This window comes from Salegentibacter haimaensis, assembly GCF_054121495.1.
The window spans coordinates 14,302-35,723 of sequence record NZ_JBSYGH010000011.1; the positions used below are offsets into that span (position 1 = coordinate 14,302).

The 21,422-nt window shown below is 38.2% G+C and carries 17 protein-coding genes and 1 other RNA gene; 8 read left to right on the top strand and 10 right to left on the bottom strand.

Translation table 11 applies throughout. The features are described from left to right. Nucleotides 1-28: 28 nt before the first annotated feature. The 3 genes from ACW6QP_RS11150 to ACW6QP_RS11160 all read left to right on the top strand — a co-directional run bounded on the left by ACW6QP_RS11150 (nt 29) and on the right by ACW6QP_RS11160 (nt 4,311). Nucleotides 29-730 carry a GLPGLI family protein gene (locus ACW6QP_RS11150; protein WP_457910952.1) on the top strand — a complete coding sequence of 234 codons (702 nt, stop codon included), beginning with the start codon at nt 29-31 and terminating at the stop codon, nt 728-730. Nucleotides 731-794: 64 nt separating this feature from the next. Further along, nucleotides 795-1,532 carry a GLPGLI family protein gene (locus ACW6QP_RS11155; RefSeq protein WP_457910953.1) on the top strand — a complete coding sequence of 246 codons (738 nt, stop codon included), beginning with the start codon at nt 795-797 and terminating at the stop codon, nt 1,530-1,532. 238 nt (nt 1,533-1,770) lie between these two features. Continuing rightward, nucleotides 1,771-4,311: a TonB-dependent receptor gene (locus tag ACW6QP_RS11160; RefSeq protein WP_457910954.1), complete on the top strand. Its 2,541-nt coding sequence runs from the start codon at nt 1,771-1,773 to the stop codon at nt 4,309-4,311. Between the two features lie 392 nt (nt 4,312-4,703). On the opposite strand, the gene ACW6QP_RS11165 is transcribed toward ACW6QP_RS11160, so the two are convergent. Together ACW6QP_RS11165 and ssrA are read right to left on the bottom strand one after the other, a co-directional pair. Beyond that, complete coding sequence (locus tag ACW6QP_RS11165; protein ID WP_457910955.1) at nt 4,704-5,960, bottom strand: site-specific integrase; 1,257 nt, start codon at nt 5,958-5,960, stop codon at nt 4,704-4,706. A gap of 258 nt (nt 5,961-6,218) precedes the next feature. Continuing rightward, nucleotides 6,219-6,618: a transfer-messenger RNA gene (ssrA, locus tag ACW6QP_RS11170) on the bottom strand. A 137-nt stretch (nt 6,619-6,755) separates the two neighbouring features. On the opposite strand from ssrA, the gene ACW6QP_RS11175 reads away from it, so the two are divergent. Then, nucleotides 6,756-7,964, top strand: coding sequence for an NAD(P)-dependent oxidoreductase (locus ACW6QP_RS11175; protein ID WP_457910956.1), 1,209 nt, complete (start codon nt 6,756-6,758; stop codon nt 7,962-7,964). Nucleotides 7,965-8,089: 125 nt separating this feature from the next. Here ACW6QP_RS11175 and ACW6QP_RS11180 read toward each other — a convergent pair whose 3' ends face one another. From ACW6QP_RS11180 to ACW6QP_RS11195, 4 genes are all read right to left on the bottom strand, one after another. Continuing rightward, the gene (locus ACW6QP_RS11180) at nt 8,090-8,857 is read right to left on the bottom strand and encodes an oxygenase MpaB family protein (RefSeq protein ID WP_457910957.1); all 768 of its coding nucleotides are present in this window, start codon (nt 8,855-8,857) and stop codon (nt 8,090-8,092) included. Nucleotides 8,858-8,868: 11 nt separating this feature from the next. Further along, on the bottom strand, nt 8,869-9,153 hold the full coding sequence (locus ACW6QP_RS11185; RefSeq protein ID WP_457910958.1) for a hypothetical protein: 285 nt from the start codon (nt 9,151-9,153) through the stop codon (nt 8,869-8,871). Between the two features lie 100 nt (nt 9,154-9,253). Then, nucleotides 9,254-9,556 carry a winged helix-turn-helix domain-containing protein gene (locus ACW6QP_RS11190; RefSeq protein ID WP_457910959.1) on the bottom strand — a complete coding sequence of 101 codons (303 nt, stop codon included), beginning with the start codon at nt 9,554-9,556 and terminating at the stop codon, nt 9,254-9,256. Further along, entirely contained in the window at nt 9,553-10,188 is a 636-nt protein-coding gene (locus ACW6QP_RS11195) for a hypothetical protein (protein WP_457910960.1), read from the bottom strand. Before ACW6QP_RS11195 ends, ACW6QP_RS11190 begins: the two co-directional genes overlap by 4 nt. A 99-nt stretch (nt 10,189-10,287) precedes the next feature. Between ACW6QP_RS11195 and ACW6QP_RS11200 the strand changes: the two genes are divergently transcribed. Then, nucleotides 10,288-11,118, top strand: a complete 831-nt coding sequence (locus tag ACW6QP_RS11200; RefSeq protein WP_457910961.1) for an endonuclease/exonuclease/phosphatase family protein — start codon at nt 10,288-10,290, stop codon at nt 11,116-11,118. 96 nt (nt 11,119-11,214) lie between these two features. On the opposite strand, the gene ACW6QP_RS11205 is transcribed toward ACW6QP_RS11200, so the two are convergent. The 4 genes from ACW6QP_RS11205 to kdsA all read right to left on the bottom strand — a co-directional run bounded on the left by ACW6QP_RS11205 (nt 11,215) and on the right by kdsA (nt 15,836). After that, nucleotides 11,215-12,072 (bottom strand): universal stress protein, encoded by an 858-nt coding sequence (locus ACW6QP_RS11205; protein ID WP_457910962.1) that lies wholly within the window; start codon nt 12,070-12,072, stop codon nt 11,215-11,217. An 11-nt stretch (nt 12,073-12,083) separates the two neighbouring features. Then, nucleotides 12,084-13,706 carry a BCCT family transporter gene (locus tag ACW6QP_RS11210; protein WP_457910963.1) on the bottom strand — a complete coding sequence of 541 codons (1,623 nt, stop codon included), beginning with the start codon at nt 13,704-13,706 and terminating at the stop codon, nt 12,084-12,086. A 24-nt stretch (nt 13,707-13,730) separates the two neighbouring features. Continuing rightward, nucleotides 13,731-14,870: a hypothetical protein gene (locus ACW6QP_RS11215; protein WP_457910964.1), complete on the bottom strand. Its 1,140-nt coding sequence runs from the start codon at nt 14,868-14,870 to the stop codon at nt 13,731-13,733. Nucleotides 14,871-15,017: 147 nt separating this feature from the next. Continuing rightward, on the bottom strand, nt 15,018-15,836 hold the full coding sequence (gene kdsA / locus ACW6QP_RS11220; RefSeq protein ID WP_457910965.1) for a 3-deoxy-8-phosphooctulonate synthase: 819 nt from the start codon (nt 15,834-15,836) through the stop codon (nt 15,018-15,020). A gap of 253 nt (nt 15,837-16,089) precedes the next feature. Here kdsA and ACW6QP_RS11225 point away from each other — a divergent pair, with 253 nt between their 5' ends. From ACW6QP_RS11225 to ACW6QP_RS11235, 3 genes are read left to right on the top strand one after another with little or no spacing between them, the layout of a single operon-like run. Then, complete coding sequence (locus ACW6QP_RS11225) at nt 16,090-18,891, top strand: TonB-dependent receptor domain-containing protein (RefSeq protein WP_457910966.1); 2,802 nt, start codon at nt 16,090-16,092, stop codon at nt 18,889-18,891. 38 nt (nt 18,892-18,929) lie between these two features. Beyond that, nucleotides 18,930-20,354, top strand: coding sequence for a hypothetical protein (locus tag ACW6QP_RS11230; protein ID WP_457910967.1), 1,425 nt, complete (start codon nt 18,930-18,932; stop codon nt 20,352-20,354). A 41-nt stretch (nt 20,355-20,395) separates the two neighbouring features. Further along, on the top strand, nt 20,396-21,370 hold the full coding sequence (locus ACW6QP_RS11235; protein ID WP_457910968.1) for a hypothetical protein: 975 nt from the start codon (nt 20,396-20,398) through the stop codon (nt 21,368-21,370). The last annotated feature ends 52 nt before the right edge of the window (nt 21,371-21,422 follow it).

The following is a 21,422-nucleotide window of genomic DNA, read 5'->3' on the forward strand; positions in this document are numbered from 1 at the left end:
GTACAGGTAGCAATAAAACCTGATAATTATGAAATTCAAATTTTGTCTATTAATATGTTTAGTTCATAATTTATGTACTGCTCAATTAAATGGTTCAGTTTTTTACGAAAAAGAGTGGGTCGATTTATTTACGGCTTCGAAGGATGGTAAAGAATTAAAAAATAGGGATCCTAAACTTTATAAAGAATATAAAGAAATTGAAAAGCAACAGGCAGAGCTAACCAAACAGCTAAAGTATAATTTGCGATTTAATGAAAGTGAATCCTTATTTTTTCTTGATGACATGATGGAAAAGGATAATTCTCAAATTTTAGCTTTAGCAACGGGCCCTTTTCAAGGTTCATATTATCAAAACAACAAGTCTGGAAAAATATTATGGCAATTAGATTCTTATGATGGAACATATCTCATTTCCCTTAAATCTCCTGAATGGCAGCTTGTAAATGAGAATAAGATAATTAATGGTTATTCCTGTTATAAAGCAACAACAAAAGTTAACAATAATATTATAATTGCCTGGTATTCTTCCGAAATCCCTCTTAATTATGGGCCTTTGGGTTATAATGGATTACCCGGCCTAATATTAAGTTTAAAAATTAGAGGAGAAAAATTCACATTTCAAAAAATTGAGTTTTATAAGAATTTTCAAAAAATTGATGCACCCCATACAGGCAAGCACTTTACAATAGATGAATTTAATGAGAGGTTCAGCAAAATGAATTCCAGATGATTAATTCTGCTAACTGAAAGGCAGCTCTTTTTTACTTCCAATTATAACTTTTAAAGCGTTTAAGATGAGATATTTTTATTTTATAAGCATTTTTCTTTTTGGGATTTCTTCCACAATTAATGCGCAAATTAATCAGGCCATAATAAAATATGAGGGGGCTATTAATGAAAAGTATGTTGAAAGTTTTTTAAATGAGTTAAAGGAAAAAGATATTCCTATGAGTGCAAAACAAGGTGTTATTAAAATGTATGAGAACGCCACTCCAGACCACTTTTTTCTAAATATAGACGGAGATCAATCCTATTACTATTTGGATAAAACTCTTGAGTCTGACCTATCAGCTGAGTCCTACAATGTTGGTAGCAAAGCTGGGACGACTGCTTATTTTACAAACAATTCTAATGATCTTATAATTGAATTTAGCAATGCTCTGGGAAATATTAATCACCAAGCACTTGAATGGGAGCTAAGCCAGGAGAAAAAAAATATAATTGGATTTACCTGTTATCGAGCTACATCAACTGAAAAACTCTACAGTAGACAGGGGCATTTCTATTATAGAGATGTAGTGGCCTGGTTTGCACCAGAAATTCCATTGAATTTCGGACCTAAACACTATAAGGGACTTCCCGGGCTTATATTGGAAATTAACAGAGATGAATTTACTATTTCGGCGACCGAAATTAATCTCAGTCCAGAAGAAGAAAAAGTGAAAATTAAAGGTATTGGGAATAAGAAATATATATCACAAGAAGAATCCTACAAACAAATTGAAGAATTTATGGAGGACAATCGAAATTGACATTAATTTGCTTTAATTGATCTGTAAACAAACCTCTTACAGATGGGTTAAGACTTATCTCAAATGTTTCTATTTTTTAAAATTTTAAAGCATACAAGCTATATTGACTCCAAGATTCTACTTCCTGCTATTAATTATATTTTATTGCTCAACTACTTATGCTCAGAGCGAACTTGCCGGCAAAGTAACCGATTCACTTAATAAACCACTTTCCGGGGCCAACCTTATTGCTATTCCAGTGAGTGACCAGCTATCGATGAAATTTTCGATAAGCGATGAGCAAGGCCGTTATCGAGTCAACCTTGAAAGAGACAGTATATATATTCTCGAATTAAGTTATTTAGGCTATCAAAAAATCACCGATACACTTAGGCTTAACGAGGATGTATCGCGCAATTTTCAAATGCAGGCCAGCAACGAGAGTTTAGATGAAATTTTCATTAAACAAAAAATGGCTGTCCTGGTTAGAGAAGATACCATTACATACAGAACCGAGGTTTTTAAAACCGGTGAGGAAAGAAAACTTAGAGAAGTGCTTAAAAAATTACCGGGTGTAGAGGTAGACCGGGATGGTAATGTAACCGTAAATGGCAAAAAAGTGGATAAACTAATGGTGGATGGGAAAACTTTTTTTACAGGTGATACCAAGCTCGCGGTAGAAAATATCCCTGCAGACGCGGTAGACGAAGTAGAGGTTTTAGATAATTACAGCGAAGTTCCATTTCTAAAGGGATTGGAAGACAGTGATAAAATGGCTATGAATATTAAACTCTCTGAGGGAAAGAAAAAATTTGTTTTCGGAGATATTGAAGCCGGTGGCGGTCCTGAAGAACGATACATTGTTCACCCCACCCTGTTTTACTACAGCCCCAATACTTCAGTAAATGTAATTGGTGATTTTAATAATATAGGAAAGCGATCATTCTCTATGGATGATTATATAAATTTTGAAGGTGGTATTCTTTCGCTAATGGATAACCCAGGAGGTTTTAGTATTTATAACGACGATTTTGCTCGTTTTCTGAGTAATGAAGATTTTGTCTTTAGTAAAAATGATTTTGGAGCTTTTAATGTAGTTCAGCGAATTAGTGACAATTTAGATCTAAACGCTTATACCATAGCTTCTAAAAACAGAATGGAAATGCTGCAGGAGAATAATATCACCTATGTAAATAACGACGGATTTAATGAGTTTAGAGAAACCAGGACCAATAATAATCTATTCTTTTCCCTGAGCAAATTACAATTGCGATTTATCCCTCACTCCGAATCAGATCTTACTTATGATGCTTATGTGAAAACCTCCCGGGCAGATGGTCTGGAACAAATCAGCTCTCAAAGCCCCCAAGGCACAACCTTCGTAAATACTCAAAATGAGCCAGATGCTATTGACTTCACACAAAACTTAAAGTACAGCAAACAATTTTCTTATAAGCACACTACCACAGCTACTGTAAATTACAAGTACAACAAAGACAGTAATTACCGGAATTGGAATTTCAACCGTCCCCTTTTTAGCGGGATTTTACCTTTACTAGCTGAAGATGACACCTATGAATTACTTCAAAATACTTCTTCTCAAATAAATAAAGCTGCCGTAGAACTAAAGCATTATTGGATTTTAAACAATACCAATCATATTTACCCAGTCGTAGGATTTGATTTTTTAAATCAGGAATTTAAAACCTTTGATGCTCAGGTTTTAAATGAGGGGGAGATAAATGATTTTTCTCAGGCTGGATTAAATAATGATTTGGATTTTAGAATCATAGATCAATATTTTGGTCTTCAGTATAAAAAGAAAGTAGGCGATCTTATTATTAAACCCGGACTTTTCTACCACTTTTATTTATGGAACATCAATCAATTGAATGAACAAATTACCAATAAAACCAAACCGGTTTTACTTCCCGAATTTGAAGGAGAATACGAAATTCACAAATCAGAAAAGATAAAACTTAAATACAGGTTGAATTCTCGGTTCACAGATGCCGGAACCTTTGCCAATAGATTACGTCTAATTAGTTTTAATAGATTATTTCAGGGGAATCAGGACTTAGAGAATGAACTCTTTCATTCTGCCTCTTTAACCTATTATAAATTCAGTTTATTTAAAGGGCTTTTTCTCAATACCAGTATCAATTATATCAAACGCTTAAGATCGGTTAGAAATACCACGATAATTGAGGGAATAGATCAAATCACTTCCTCAATTTATACCAGTTTACCCGAAGAAACTTATAGTTTTAGTGGTTCATTTTCCCAAAAAATCAGTGATTATAAGTTTACGCTTCAAACCAATCTAAATTTTTCAGATTATTCCAGGATAATTAATGAAGAGGTTTTGGACTATGAATCTCAAAATTACGCATATACTTTAAAGGCGGAAACCTCCTTTAAGAATTTGCCAAACCTGGATCTGGGGGTTGAGCAGCGTCTAAGTAAGTTCGGTAATGATAATTTTAATAATGATTTCGTACAGTTAAATCCCTATGCCGTTTTGGAATACGATTTTTGGAATGGCTTTATATTGAAGGCAGATTATCAATATAACTACTTCGAAAATAAAACTTCAGGGGATATAAACCGATTTGAAATTGGGAATTTTTCATTGTTTTATAATAAGGAAGATAGTCCCTGGGGCTTTGAACTTGCCATCCATAACATCTTTAATGCCCAATTTCGACGCAGTAACTCATTCACTGAATTCATCATCACCGATCAGAGAATTTTTATACAACCCCGTGTAGGTTTACTAAAGATAGTATATAAGTTATAACCAGTTAAAGAAATGAATCTGAATAGCAAGAGGGTAACACGCTGCGCGATGTTACAAAATTTAAATTGCTGATTATCAATATATTAAATTAATTATTTTTTTGCAATATTCGTATTTTTCCGTGAAAAGCTGCTCTTAGCCCTTATAAATTGCTAAATTTTTCACGGAAAAATGAGAAATATATAATTTTAATTTCAACAAGATCAATCCAGAAATGGATGTTCTTAACCCCTAGTTTATACGTTTTTTATGAACAAACTCTCCCAGCTCTGAAACGACGGGAGATTTTTTTATGAAAAATTTAATTTGGTGATATGAGATTTCCCTCCGCTATATACATCTGAACGTCTAGAGAATGCCAGAACTGGCTATAGGGTAGTGCCTTAATTATCTTAATCCAGATTTCTTTTTTGCTCTGAGTGTTTGGTTTCTTTCGATTCTAGCTTTATTCTCAATGCCTTCATATCATCACTAATCTTCCTGTCCACAATCTTAGCATAATGCTGGGTAGTTCTAAGGTCCTGATGTCCCAACATTTTACTTACAGATTCTATGGGAACGCCATTGGTAAGGGTGATTGTAGTGGCAAAAGTATGCCGGGCCAGGTGGGTAGTTAATGGTTTTGTTATTCCGCACATCATAGCGATTTCCTTTAAAAATGCATTGGATTTTTGATTGCTAAGTACGGGGAGCAGGTATTTGCCATTTTGAACTTCTGGATGATCGGCATATCGATCCAGGATTTCCTGTGCTACTGGAAGGATAGGAATACTGCTTAAAGACTTTGTTTTTGTCCTCTTAATTCTAATCCATTTTCCCCCATCTATTCCGGTTACTATATTGTCTTTACCAAGATTTTTTACATCGGCATACGCCAGTCCCGTATAACAACTAAAGATAAACATATCCCGAACCAGCTTAAGCCGGTCGAAATGAAGATCTTTTTCCATGAGGGATTGTACTTCATCCTGTGTTAAAAACTCCCGTTCTACAGTTTCGAACTGCACCTTATAATTATAAAAAGGATCGCGATCCATCCACTGGTTCGCCAGGGCAATACGAATAATTTTTTTAAAATTATTTACATATTTCAAAGCAGAGTTATGATTACACTCACGTCTTGTCTTGAGAAAGTATTCAAATTTTGAAATAAACTGATGGTTAATATCATTCATCGGGTAATCAGAAGCTCTGTATTCTTCTGTGATGAATTGTTTCACATGATTATAGCAGGTCCAGTAACGCTTAGCGGTGCTTTTAGTGATGCTTTTTCCTGAAAGACGGTCTACCTGCTCATTATGTTCTTTAAAGACCTCTAGAGTCATCTTTGGCCGCGGTTTGTTAGCGCCTTTTAATTCAGCGATCATTCCTTCGGCAGTAATTGTTTTATCGGTATCAGAAAATATTTGATGAATTTTATTCAATTTATGCCGAAGGTTATTGATATGGGTGTTGATTTCCTTTTCATTTGGATTATTACCCATAACCTTTTGCAACTTAGAATTCCAGATTTCTGGCTGTATCCTTCTGGAAATACTATATTCTTTCCTTTTTCTGTCAACAGTAAGTCTCAAATAAATTGGTGCTAATCCGCGTTTATTTTTCTTTTTTCCTAGTAGGTGAAAGTGGATGTGAAAATCAGTTCTCATAAGTTTTTCTAATTTTAGGTCTCGCTTGGTCTCGCAAAGTACCTAAAAAGTGTATATAATTTAAAACTTTAACTTAGTGTAAAGATTTGAAAAACAATTACTTGAAGGCTTAGCGAGACCCCTTTTTTTATTTTAAAATAGGTCACCGTATTGGTCTCGCTTAAGATGATTTTATTTGATATTAAATGACATCCTTAAAAATGAAAAACCCCGTAAACACTAGGATTACGGGGTTTTAGATTGAGTTTGATGCTCAAAAAGTGGAGTCGGAGGGGTTCGAACCCTCGTGCAAACAAGCAATTAAGCAGCTTTCTACACGCTTAGTTTTCGTTTGATTGTCGATGCAAGACCGGCCGAAAACCACCAATCTTACACGTATCCTTACTTAAATTTCAAAACCGCATCAAGGCCCTGCGGTCTCTATATTTACTTTATCGGTGCCTCTAATGTGAATGCCGTAAATCAAGGCCTTCACGAGACATCTTGGCTCCCTACCTTGTAGGGACTAAGCAAAACCTACTATGATTCGGTTACGCAGCCAAGGCGTAGTTATTCTCGCCGTTTAAAAAAGTGTGAAATATGAGATTTACGAGCTATATCCCAGCGCTCGACGTGCTTACAACTCAATTAGACTCGCTGTCAAAACCAAGTCGACCCCATTATTAAAAGAACGTCATTTCCGTCAAAACGAAAATCCAATCTATCAGGTCATTCCTATGACCTGAGCCTGCAAAGATACCAATAAAATTATATCTTTGGAAACTCAGCTTAAACTACACAAAACGCATACCAGAAATGATAAAATTTGCCCTTATCAAAGAGCGCAAAACCCCGCCCGATCGCCGCGTGGTTTTTTCACCCGAAAAACTCAAAGAAGTGGTTCAGAAATTTCCTGAAGCCAGCTTCAAAGTCGAAAGTTCTGATATCCGCATTTTTTCGGATGAAGAATACCGCAAAGCAGGTTTTGAGGTATCAAATGATGTTTCAGATTGTGATGTGTTCCTGGGCGTAAAAGAAGTGCCGCTGCCAGCGCTAATTCCAAATAAAAAGTACTTTTTCTTTTCCCATACCATTAAAAAACAGGCCTATAATCGCGATTTGCTGCGGGAAATTCTGAATAGAAATATCGAGTTATATGATCACGAGGTAATCGTCAACGAGAAGGGTCATCGCTTAATCGGATTTGGTCGTTATGCAGGGTTGGTGGGTGCCTATAATGGTTTTCGCGGAATTGGCTTAAAAGACGGCCTGTATGAGCTGCCCAAAGCTGAAAATCTTCCCGATCTCGATGCGATGTGTGCCGAATTGGATAAGATTCAAATTCCGAAGCTTAAGATCCTGCTTACCGGAAGCGGGAAAGTGGCCCACGGCGCTAAGGAAATCCTGGATCATTTAAAAATCAGGCAAGTTGAGGTAGAGGAATATCTGTCTGAAAACTTTGACGAGCCTGTGTACTGTCTCATCGATGTGCTGGATTATAATAAACGCAAGGACGGCGGCCAGGGCTCAAATTCAGAATTTTATACCCGGCCAGAATTGTATGAATCCAATTTTATGCGGTTTGCAAAGGTTTCAGATTTCTTTATAGCCGGACATTTTTACGGCGATAATGCTCCCGTGTTTTTCACTGCTGAAGATGCCAAATCAAAAAACTTCCGCATAAAATATATAGCCGATATCTCCTGCGATATTCATAAACCTATCGCCAGCACCATAAGACCCTCAACCATTGCTGAACCATTTTACGGTTACGATGCACAATCTTCAGCCGAAGTAGATTTTAGAGAGAAAGATAGCATTTTGGTTATGGCCGTAGATAATTTGCCCTGCGAACTTCCAAAAGATGCCAGTGAAGGCTTTGGAGAGATGTTTGCCCAGCACGTAATCCCGGCATTTTTTAATGAAGATAAAGATGGCATCCTGGAGCGGGCCCGAATGACCAGGGATGGCAAACTTTCGTCCAGGTTTTCGTATTTGCAGGATTTTGTAGAAAATCGATCCTAATTCGTTTTTAAATTAAAATCCTTCAAAAAACAGATTGAACTATCTGTCTGTTCCCCGATGATGAACATTGGGACGGAATCCGGTAGATTGTTCGTTAGTGTTCATTTTTTGATTGATTTAAGTGATTAAGAAATAGGAGAATGATCCATAGACTTGATTTGTTGTTTATATTCTGAAGGCAGCAGAGCAGATTTTAGCAACCCGTCAAGGCTGAATTTCCTTAAGGTCTTATAAAAAAACAGAAGTGGTCTTACTATTGAAAAACTTTTAAAAGGAAGCATCTTTCTAACCTGCCCGGGACAGATGAGGGCCTGGGTTTCTATCAAAAGCCGGTATCGCAGCCAGCCCAGGTTTTTTCTATATTGTTTATAAAGTTGATGCGAAAACTCCCCGAATCTTAAATCTTGTTCAAGATGCTTCTTTCTCATGATTTCATATTGATCAAAAGTGGTAGGCAAATCTTTTAGCTTCATCTTTTCGCCAACCCGGGTAAATACTTCAAAAACTTCCTTTTTTTCGGCTTTAGTTAGAGGTCTTTCCAGGACTTCGTAAGACCTGATGGAATAATCTATAAGCATAAACAAAACATCCCTGTAAGCCCAGTCTGGAATTGCTTTACCCCGGCTTTTTTCTATGGAAGCGTGGATTGCGTTAATGTTTTTAATCGCTCTTATGGCCTGTGAGTAGGAAGCAAATACAATCTCCCGGGCATAGGTGACCGTAGAGAATAATCTACCCAAAGGATCCCTTGGTAATTTCCCGGTATAGAATAACCAGTCTACCGCCTTGTTCAGGGCAAATTCTGCCGAAGCTCCGGCGAAAATGAACAAAATGGTATCGCTTTTTCCCCAAATCTCCCTAACAACCGAGTTTTGATTTACAAAATTTTCCATGAGCTTTTTAATTAACTTCCTGCAAAAGGGGTTCCGAAGATGCCAACGGCCAGTTCAGCCCAGATCAGCAAAAATATTCCCAATATCACTAAACAGGCGATAATTTTATTTTGGCGGGTTTTCAATTTGCCTAAAGCAAAATTGATCGCGAGCCCTGTGAAGAGAAGCAGCGTTCCCATGACCAAAAAGTCAAAAATTGACCAGTTTACTTCATTCGAAAATTGCATTCCTATAAAAGGAATTAATAACAGGGCCGCTACGACCATTAGAATTGTAAATAATCGGTTTGCATTCATAATTCATTGATTTATTGTTGATGTTTAATTTTAAGTACTTTGAAATACAAAGTGAATCGACAAAAAAATATAGGAATGGTTTAGTTCATTTTTTATTGATTCAATTCATCCCCCGATTTAAAAGTTTTTCCAGCGCGTTCAGGTGTTCCTGGAATGCCTTTCGGCCTTTGGCTGTGGCTATATATTTAGTATTCGGTTTGCGGTCTATAAACGATTTTTCCACTTTGATATAATCCTCTTTCTCCAGGGCTTTGGTATGGCTGGCAACATTCCCGTCGGTAGCTCCCAGCAGCTCTTTCAGGGTTTTAAAATCGGCGTGATCGTTCACCATTAGTACGCTCATGATCCCCAGCCTAATTCTGTGATCGAATGCCTTATTAATATTACCTATAATACTCCTCATTCAGCAGTTTTCCTGTCATATTTATTATGCATCCAAATGCCGTAAATAATATGAAAGATTCCAAACCCGATTGCCCAGAATAAAATGCCATAGCCTATAAATTGAGTGGCGATAAGTCCCAGAACAAGGTTGGCATAACCCAGGCTTTTCAGGTCTGCAAAGGTATATTTACTGGCGTGAATTAAAGCAAGTCCGTAAAAAATTAGCATAGAGGCAGCGATAAGCCCTACCAGCCCGTATTGCAAAAGCACCAGGCAAAAAAGTCCACCCGCAATTAGCGGGGTAAAAAAATTAATCACCAATCTTTGGCTGGTATGATCCCATATTTTTTTATCATTTTTCCGTGCTTTTCTGGTGGTGAGAAAAATTGCTGTTCCAATGGCCAGCACTAAAACTGCTATGGCTATAAAGATCAACTGCTGTATCACTTCGGCATTCATATTTCCGGTCGTTAAGGAATGCTCATATACAGATTCTTTCTCCCCCAGGACCAGTTGCGCAAGAATGGCACCTGCTATCGCATAACATCCTGCGAACACCCCGGCAAGCCCGCTTAGTGAGATGAACCGGGAAGAGCGGTTCATCATATTCCTAATCTCACTAATGTCTTTAAGATACTTTTCGTTTTCCATTTTAAAGTACTTTGAGATACAAAGTAAGTTAAAAATTCAATACCAATTGCATTTCAGGCTAAAATTTAGGTTCTTGTTTAAAAATTAATTTTATCTGCTATGAAATTTATTCTAGTCTTTATCGCGCTACTGTCTTTTCAGGTTAACCTGCAGGGGCAGCACCTGGAAGTAATGACCTATAACATTCGATTTCAAACCGAAAATGACGGTGAAAACTCCTGGTCTAAACGCAAAGACCACCTTACCAATCAGATCAAATTCTACGAACCTCAAATTATGGGGGTGCAGGAAGCGCTTGTAAGCCAGCTAAAACATTTTGAGGCTCAAATGCCCAATTATAAATATATAGGTGTTGGCCGTGATGATGGGAAAGAAGCCGGAGAATTCAGTGCTATTTTTTATGATTTGCGAAAGGTAGACATTCTTGACCAGGGTACTTTCTGGCTTTCAGAAAGCCCCGAAAAAGTTTCGGTAGGTTGGGACGCCGCCATGGAGCGGGTTTGTACCTATGGAAAGTTTAAAGAGAAAGAATCTGGAAAGGCATTTTGGGTTTTTAACACCCACTTCGACCACGTGGGAGAAAAAGCCCGTGAGAATAGTGCAAAACTTATCTATGATAAAATTTCTGAAATGAATTCTGAAAATCTTCCGGTGATTTTAATGGGAGACCTTAATCTGGAACCCGATGCCCCCGGAATTCAATATCTTTCAGAAAAACTGAATGATTCCAAAACAGTGGCCGGCCTTGATTTTGGACCAGAGGGGACTTTTAATGCCTATAATTTCGGCAAACCGGTAACCCGTAGAATCGATTACATTTTTACCAGTGATGACATCAAGGTGTTGAAATATGCGGTTTTAAGCGATAACTGGGATTTAAAATATCCATCAGATCACCTTCCGGTATTGGTTAGCCTGGAAGTGGAGTAATTGACCTTTGGAATTATAAAAAAACCGGAATCGCCAATTAATCGATTCCGGTTTTTTTATGGATTTTTCTAGAGTTTAAATTCAAAAACAATATATCTATTTACTAACCCAAAGCGGTGCCGGGAGTTGTTCGTCAAAAATTTCATCGGTTACACTGCCCACCATCATAGCTGAAACAGCGTTATTCCCCCTGTCGCTTATCACCAGCAAATCGGCATTATCTTTTTTTGCTTCTTTCAAAAATCTTTCCCCAATACTGGCCTCCCGACCCGGGAAGATTTTTAAACTGCTGTTATCTTCTGCGTTCAGTTTTCGTTGAAATTTCAAAGCTTTCTCTTTTATATGGGATTCAATTTTAGGCGCGATCTCTTCTTTGATAAGGTAGGGGGTGAACTGAACAGGAATATTATAGATATGTACCAAATTAACCTGCGCCTGGCTAAGCTCCTTTAATTGAAGCCCGGTTCGAAGCGCTTCCTGAGAAAATTTTGAAAAATCTGTACCCACCCAAATATTTGAAATTTTGGAGGTGGCATTTTGCGGTACGCTTAATAAATCACATTTAAGCATTCTCAACAATTTACTGCTAACCACCCCGCTTCCTTTTCCGGCAGATTTATTGCCTAAAATGGCAAGATCTATGGAATATTTATGGGAGATGTAATTGATAAGCGACTCGGTGTAGGGATCTTCTGAAGTTAAAACTTCCCAGGGGGTACTCCCTTTAAAAGTAGTGGAAATTTTCTCTTCCAGCTCATCTCCAATCATTTTGTCGAGGTTTAGGTTTTTTAATTCTTCCTTAAATAGCTCAGAGATTTCATATTTTTTGATATTATGAACAAAGTATATTTTTTCGGCACCAAGTAAATCTGAAATAAACGAGGCGTATTCAATTAGATTATGATCCAGGCCCGTGAGATCCAGGCCAACCAGTATATTTTTAATTGTTTTCATTGCAATAGCTTTTATTTTTTAGAAATCGAATCTTCCTTTCGTTTCTTAACGATGTTGGCTACTATGTCTTCGTAGTTTTCAAGCTCTTTTTGAGATTCTTTCTGCTGAATTTTTTTCATGTCTTCATTAAGGCCTTTATACAAAGAATAACACATAAACAGCAGTATGAATGCGAAGGGGAGCCCTGTTACTATAGAAGCGGTTTGCAAAGCCTGCAGCCCTCCTCCAATCAATAAAACAGCAGCTACGGTACCCTCGGTGATGGCCCAAAAAACACGTTGGCCTACCGGGGCATCTATTTTTCCGCCTGAAGTTAAACTGTCTATCACCAGCGAACCAGAGTCTGAAGAGGTCACAAAGAATCCGGCAATGAGAAGTACAGCCACCAAATTTAATACAATGGCCAGCGGATATTCTTCCAGGAAGATAAAGAGAGCGATGGCCACATCTTCATTAACTGCATCTACAATGGCATTATTCCCCAGCAGTGCCTCCTGAATCGCAGAACTTCCGAAGGCAGAGATCCAGAAAAAGGTTACTAGCGATGGCACAATCAATACTCCCAAAATAAACTCCTTTATACTTCGGCCCTTTGAAATTCGGGCGATGAACATCCCCACAAAGGGTGACCAGGCGATCCACCAGCCCCAGTAAAATACCGTCCAGCTATTTTGCCAGTCCCTGCCGGTATAGGTCTCGGTCCAGGTAGAGATTTCCAGGAAACTATAGAAATAATTGCCTGTATTCTGAACAAAGGACTTAAAAATAAAAATTGTAGGGCCCAGTACCAAAACAAGCAACAGAAGTAGCACAGCTATGCGCATATTCCATTCGCTAAGCACCTTAACTCCTTTATCTACCCCCAGCACTACAGAAATCGTGGCGATAAGGGTGATCCCGGCGATTAAGAAAACCTGGGTGTTAATCCCTTTGTCGATATCAAACACATGTTCCAGGCCGGCAGCGATTTGTTTTACTCCCAGGCCAAGAGAAGTGGCCAGGCCGAATAGGGTAGCCAGAACCGCAAATATGTCTATCACATTTCCAATTTTTCCATAGATTTTATCTCCCAGAAACGGGTAAAAAACCGAGCGTATGGTTAATGGAAGTCCCCGGGAATAGGCGAAATAAGCCAGGGCCAGGCCCACCAGCGCGTAGATGGCCCAGGCGTGGAAACCCCAGTGTAAAAAGGTGAAATTCATTGCCTGCCTGGCCGCTTCAGGCGTGCCTCCCTCGGCCATAGGAGGGGTGTTGAAATGAAAAACAGGTTCAGAAATACTCCAGAATAAAAGACCTATTCCCATTCCGGCACTAAAAAGCATGGCAAACCAGGACAGGGTTTTAAATTCAGGTTTTGCCTTAGGACCTCCTATTCTTAAACTTCCGAATTTGCTAAAGGCCAGGTAAAGCATAAAAATCAGATAGACATTTACAGAAAGTATAAAAAACCAACCTGCATTATCGGCTACAAAATTTTGAATTTTATCGAAGTAAGCTTCAGCCTGTTCTCTGAATATTAAAGTAAGTACTATGCTTACTATAATGATAAAGGCCGAGGTGAAGAAAACCGGCCCATTGAGTTCCAGGCCAAATATGCTTGTTCTTTCGTCGCTTCTTACTACTTTTTTAGTCATACTTCTTGATTTCGTCTTTTAAAATTAAAAATAATAGCCAATGTTTATATTAAACCTGGCTTCCCATTTGGCATCGGGTTTTCCTGCGGCAAATTCGTTGGTGAAGTCTCCCCCCAGCCAGGAATGGTTAAGCCCGGCGGCATAATCTACATAAATAAAAATAGGCCCGGTATTTATTAAAACTCCAACTACATTCATAAAGCTGTCGTTGAACTCTGCTTTTTGTTTGTTCATATAGCCAAAATCATTATAAATTTCCAGGTATTTTATCACGCCTTTCTCAAAGGGCAGTTTCTTAGCCACTCCCAGATTATAAATTTCGAAATCGGCCGCTACTTCATAAGGGGCTCCATAAGCACCCATCGTTACTACATCCCTGGATTCTCCCTCGGCATTTTTTGGATTGAGTTTAGATTTAGTTGCCTGGGTTTTTACAGACCAGTCGTTACTTTGATATTCATAATGCAAGGCAAGTGCATAATGATTGCCGGTATCTTCGGTATCTATATTATATAGGCCGCCATACTGTCCTGAAAAACCAATTTTATGGGTGTTATCAGATAATGGTTTGTAAATGATTTTTCCGTTGAGTTGATTCACTTCCTTATTTCGGCCTACCACATCATAGGAATACCTGCTTGAAGAGGAGGGGGTATTGCTTCCAAAAGCGAATTCTTCAGCATTTTTAAAAAAACCGGCGTGAATTTCAAACCTTTCGGTATCGTAGATATAATCTACTCCCATATCGTAATCATCTTCCAAACCTACGTAATAAGGCAGGTTTAAAAACCAGTTGTGGGAATTATAGCGCTCTATCCCAAACGGAACTTCGGTAAGTCCTACCTGTATACGTCTCTTTTCGTCGATTTGATAGCCAACATAGCCAAATTTCAAAAATCCACCTCCAAATGCCTCGGAGTAAAGCCGGTATTCGGCATTGAGAAAAACGCCTTTATAACTGGCGTCTACATTTACAAAGAAGACATCATACCCAAAATCACCGCCTCGAGCCTGCTGGCCGGGTTTCCAGGAAGATAAATTGTAGTTGAATCGAACGGCCCCACCTATGTTTGCTTCCACTTTGTCCTGGGCTAAAGCGCGGGGCAGTGTTGTGAAAAAAAATAACAGGAAAATCACCCATACAATTGTTACTTGTGAATTCATAAGCCCCATTTAGAAATAGACTTATCAATTTACAGCATTAATTTATGGTGTTAAATTCAGCGGAATTTTTTTGGGAAAATATTAAGTTTTGATTAATCTGTTTGCCTGCCTGGTTAGGAACAGCAAGCTTATTGTTATGATGTGGGTTTAAAATTCATTAATCGTTTTACGGATGGCTACCAGGCGACCAAGCAGGCCTTCCAGGTGATTTAAATCCAGCATATTCGCGCCATCGCTTTTTGCATTGGCAGGATCGAAATGCGTTTCGATGAATAGCCCGTCTACCTTATTCACTACCCCGGCGCGGGCAATGGTTTCAATCATTTCGGGTCTCCCGCCGGTAACGCCGCTGCTTTGATTTGGTTGCTGAAGAGAATGAGTCACATCCAGTACGGTGGGGGCGAATTCGCGCATAGTGGGAATTCCTCTAAAATCTACTATCATATCCTGGTAGCCAAACATAGTACCTCTGTCGGTCACCATTACCTGTTCATTATTACAGTCTTTTACCTTGGTTACGGCGTGTTTCATACTCTCAGGACTCATAAATTGTCCTTTTTTAAGATTGACTACCTTTCCGGTTTCGGCCGCAGCCACCACCAAATCGGTTTGCCGAACCAAAAATGCAGGAATTTGCAGAATGTCTACATATTCTGCAGCCATCGCCGCATCGCTTACCTCATGAATATCGGTAATAGTTGGAATTTTGAAAGTTTCTGAAACTTTTCGCAGAATTTTAAGCGCCTTTTCATCGCCAATTCCGGTAAAACTATCAATACGGCTTCGATTGGCTTTTTTAAAGGAGCCTTTAAACACATAAGGAATTTCGAGTTTATCGGTGATTTTTACCACCTTCTCTGCGATGCGAAGGGCCATTTCCTCACCCTCAATGGCACAGGGCCCGGCAAGCAAAAAGAAATTATTGGATTCTATATGTTTTAACTGCGGAATTTTTTCAAGTTTCATTATTGTAAAATTAATAAGCAAAGATAAAGCAATGTATTGGTAGTGGCAATGAATACCTTAAACAGCTTCAGCATATTCGAGAAGACTTTGAATGTTAGATCAATATGATCTTAGTTTTAACAAAATTAAATTATTGATAATAAATTTTTCTCGATTAATACCATTCTAATTTCATGTTAAAGATTCAATAATTTTCTATTGACACCAGCCCGGGGCGCCAAATCTATATTTGCGACAGTAAAATTCTACTAAAATGTCTTTCAAATATTTCATAAGTCTTACGGTGTTTGTTTTCATATGGTCTGGATTATCTGCTTCTAATGTAAAAGGTGTAATTACAGATAGAGATAGTGGAGAGTTGATGACAGGGGCCACCATAACTTATAAAAATATATCTACTGGTAACTTGTATCAAACTGTTTCAGGTTTGGATGGTTCTTATACAATAAGGAATGTGCCGACTGGAGAATATCAACTTAATGTAAGTTATGTAGGGTACCTCCCCGTTCAGGAAAAATTAAACGTTTCAGGCAATGAATTCTTTAGAGATGTAGTCCTGCAGGCAAACGATGAAATGTTAGGGGAAGTTCTATTAGTATCAGATAATAGGGGTACAGATGCCCAGGCAAGAGCATTGGAAAGAAAATCTCCAAATGTGATTAATATAATCTCAGCAAAGCAAATTGAATTATCGCCAGATATAACTGTGGCAAATGTAATTCAACGGGTATCAGGTCTGTCTATTGAGCGTAATGCCAGTGGGGATCCGCAATATGCGGTTATAAGGGGAATGGATAAGCGATATAACAACACTCTTATTAATGGTATTAAAATTCCATCTCCAGATAACGAAAATAGATTTGTACCCCTTGATATTTTTCCAGCTGTTTTTCTGGAACGCCTGGAGGTATATAAATCTTTAATTGCCAATATGGAGGCCGATGCTATTGGTGGAACGGTTAATATGGTAATGAAAGATGCACCCATCAAGGAATATCTTGATGCAGATATACAAATTGGAGTGAATCATTTAAACTTTGAAAGAGGCTTTGATACTTACGACAGGTCAAATTTAAAAAGGCTTTCTCCCAGAGAAAGATTTGGTGACGATTATCGAGCTACTCCTGCCGATTTTTCCGCAGAAAATATGATCCAGGAACGAGTAACTCCGCTTCCCGACATTTTTGCGAACTTATCTTATGGAAATAGATATTTCAATAATAAGCTTGGGATTATGGTTGGTGGGAGCTTTCAAAATTCTTACCGGCCAACCAGCAATTATTTTTATGACCCCTCGGTAGATTTTCGGGAAGGAGTGGGAAATCCTCTTATAATGCAGGAACTAATTGAAAGAGAGACCAGTTCACAACTACAGCGAATAGCCTTTCATACAAAGGTGGATTATAGATTCAATGAAGACCATAAACTAGATCTTTATTTTGGAAATTATTATTTGAATGAATTTAGAGTAAGAGATCAGGAAAGAAGAGAAAGTTTTGTCGCAACAGATAATTATGCGGTTTATCCTGTCACAAGATTCAGCAATATTTTTCAGGATATTATCACACTAGACTTAGGGGGAGAGCATAGGTTGTTCAATTATTTCAATTTTGACTGGAATGCCATCTACTCTGTAGCCAATAATGACAGGCCAGATGATGGTGTCTTTTCAAGGGCCGGAAATTATAATGTAGCTCAAGACAGAATTCTTAACGAAATTGTATACTTCCAGGGCACTAATAATTCCAGAGCCTGGGAACGTAATAGAGATGATGATATATCCCTTTACTTCAATCTTAGTTTTCAGCCAAACATTATAAATGAAAATACCGAGTTTCAGTTTGGCGGTGTACTGCGTAATAAAGTGAGAGATAACTATTACAACTATTATAATTATGCTCAAATTTTTGGTCAATTTAAAGGCGAAGACTGGAACAATTTTGGGGAGGTGAATTTCAATGCTATGGCCAACCCCAGGGGTAGCGGTGATAGAAGTAATCTTGTCTACGATGCTGCTGAAGATGTATATGCCGGGTATTTTAATACAAGTTGGAAATTGGGAAATACTGAAATTCAGGCCGGGATTAGGGCTGAACTAACTTACCAAAGTTATGAGATCAATGAATTATCTGCTTCTTCAAATGATGTAGAAATTAGCCAGGAGCAGGAATACCTTGATCTTTTCCCTTCGATAAGCCTGAAGCATAGATTAACCGATAAATCAAATCTCAAAGCCACCTATTTTAAGGGTATAAGTCGTCCCGGTTTTTATGAGATAGTGCCCACAGTAAGAAGTGCCGGCGGAGGGGATTCCTTTTATAGCGAACGCGGAAATTCAGATTTACGGCCATCGTATGGGCATAGTGCAGATATGCGCTATGAGTTTTTCCCTAATTCAATAGACCAAATTTTACTAGGGGTCTTCTACAAGAGAATAAGAGACCCAATTGAATATGGTTTTCCTTTGGTTAGCAGGGAAGGGGAAAGACCGGTCACCAATAGAATATTACCGCAAAACTATGATGATGCCACAAACTTTGGAGTTGAATTCGACTTTACAAAATACATAAATAAGTTTGGACTACGGCTAAATTACACCTATACCAACTCTCAAATAAGGACTGATAAAATTCTTATCGATGAAGACAGGTCCAGAACTCTGGTTAATCAAACCAGACCATTACAAGGACAGTCAGATCACATTGGTAACATAAGCCTGCTGTATAAGGATCTTGAGAAAAGATGGGATATTCAGCTGGTTGTGAATTACACAGGAGAAAGAATTGCCTTTGTTTCTCCATTCCTGGACGCCGATCACTATATGAGACCTATGACACAAATGGATTTTTCCTTGGAGAAAGGTTTAAACAAGAATTTTGTAATCTTTTTTAAGGGGAACAATTTATTAAATACCCCATATAAGCTTGTTGTGAATAAGCCTTTGGCAAGGCCTGAAGATCCATATCCATACCAAACAGACCCAACCAGAATGGGATTAATAAGGAGAGACCTTTACGGGGTTTCCTTTAGAGTAGGTGCCAGATATAATTTTTAATAATCAATAATAAACCATTAATTTAAAATCAACTTAAAATGAAAAAGTTAACAATGCTATTTTGGATATTTTCGATAGTTTTTTCGGTAATATCCTGTTCCAACGATGAGGGTGATTTACCTACAACAGTTATAACAGATCCAGATGATGACGGGGGAGACATCATTCCCGATGACGAAGGGATTTCAGGTAATATGACTGAAATCGGTTTTGAAGCAAACGCTATTTATGAAGTAACTGGAGATCTTTATGTACCCGAAGGAGAATCTGTAACTATCCCAGCAGGAGTAACCCTCGAATTCCAGGAAGGTGAAAATGGGGAAGCCTGGTTTATAGAAGTCTTTGGATCTCTGTATATAATGGGAGAAGAGGGTTCCCGGGTGAAATTAACAGCTTCCAATCAATTGATAAATTCTGCAAAAAATCAGGGTATTGGTCAATTATGGGGTGGTGTGATAGGTACTGTGTCAACAGGAGACCTTGTTATAGAACATACAGACATCTTTTATGCAGGCGGTACTACCAGAGAAGAAAATGCAATGGCTCAACCTGCTACTGGTGGTGATGGAGAATTAGACGCCGGTGATGCAAGTTATGCTCTCTATTTTGTTAGAGAGGATGGTTTGAGACAAGATGGTATTTTTGTGTTGAACCACTCACACATTGCCTTCACTCCAGATGATGCTATTAGAATTAATGGAGGTAAAACTTTGATGACTTATAATACTTTTGAAGTTACTGGTGGTACAGGTGGTGACGCAGTAAATATCAAGGCTGGTTCTTCAGGTGATTTTGCTTTTAACCTTTTCTACAATCTTGCAACCAATGCATTAAAAACTGCCGATACAGGTCCAGGAGAGAGAGGAAGAGCCCAAACAAACTTCTACAATAATACTGTAATCAGTTCAGGTTATAGAAGAGCAGAATCTGGTAGAGGTGCAGGATTAAATTATGAATCTAATGCCTTTGGCGATGTTTACAACAATCTTTTAGTAAACAATAGATTTGGTTTAAGGCTTGTAGCCGGTGAAGCAGAACCGGACGTAAGTAGAATCAATTACGGGTATAACTGGTACTACGGTGCTGTACAAACTATAGTGGATGAATTTTATCCTTCAACGAACACATCATCGGTTGGGTTAATTGGTAACGACCCAAGAACTCCAATTCCAGATTCAGATGTAACCGGGGAGCCTGGAGAAAACGATCCGATGTTCGTGAATTTTGATCCTTCTGGATTTACCTTTTCAGGTAGCGATAATATAAGTACAGATCCTTTAAGAAATAACATAGACCCTATCCCTGCCGGATCCGATTTTAGATTGCAGCCTGATTCACCTGCATTAACCGGAGGTTTCACAGATTTTGATTTTGTGCACGAGTCCTATACTACTATAGATGGTAGTATGACATTTACCCCTCCTTCTCCTCAAGAATTCTTTGGAGCCTTTGGAGCTAATTAAGTAAAAAATCAAATTGGGGCTAAATGCCCCAATTTTTTTATATGAAAAAAAATTACTACGTTTTTGTTTTGCTAATCTTGTTTCTCTCCTGCGAAAAGGAAAATATTTTAGGAAAAGAAAACCAGGAAGACTTTTACTGGGGAAACCACCTGCCCTTTACTACCTCATATCAAACCTTTGGAATGCCGACTACTGATGATTATTCAGGAATTCCTGAAACATTGGGAGAAGTGATCTTATCTGAAACTTCAGGCCTGGCCTATTCCATTAACAACCCTGGAATGATTTGGGCACACAACGACTCGGGCCATCCAAATGTTATTTTTTTACTTGATGCCAACAATGGTAAAATTAAGGCAAGATATACAATTAAGGGATCTAACAATATAGATTGGGAAGATATGGAGATCACTATTGATTCTCAAAGCGGGGAGGCATATTTGTATGTTGGAGATATTGGAGACAATATTGAAAAAAGACAAAACTATGCTATTTATAAATTTAAGGAGCCGGTATATCAGGAAGATCATACCGCTACCGGATCTGTTAATTGGGATCCGGAAGATTTTTCAATAATAAATTTTCAGTATCCAGATGGCAGTCACGATGCCGAAACATTATTTGTAGACCCCTTTACACTGGATGTTTTTCTTGTTACCAAGCGTGATGTGCGATCAACCATTTATGTTGTGCCCTTTCCGCAAAATGCTTCAGCAAAGAATACGATTTATAAGGTAGGAGAATTTCCCTTTAAAAATGCATCAGCAGGAACGGTCTCCTTTGATGGGAGTAAAGTTCTTATAAAAACCCGACAGGAGATATTTTACTGGACAAGGCAGGAGGGTGAAAGCATTGCTGAATTATTGCAACGTATTCCCGTAAAGGCCCCTTACGCAGGAGAGCCACAAGGGGAAGCTATATGTTTTGACCCATTATTGAATTATTACACTCTTAGTGAAGAGCTAAATAATACTATCTCCCCAATTTTATATAAGTATAATTACTTACCTCATTAATTTTGAATACCTAAAGATTAATTGTTTTTGAATTAAATATCTACTAGATAGA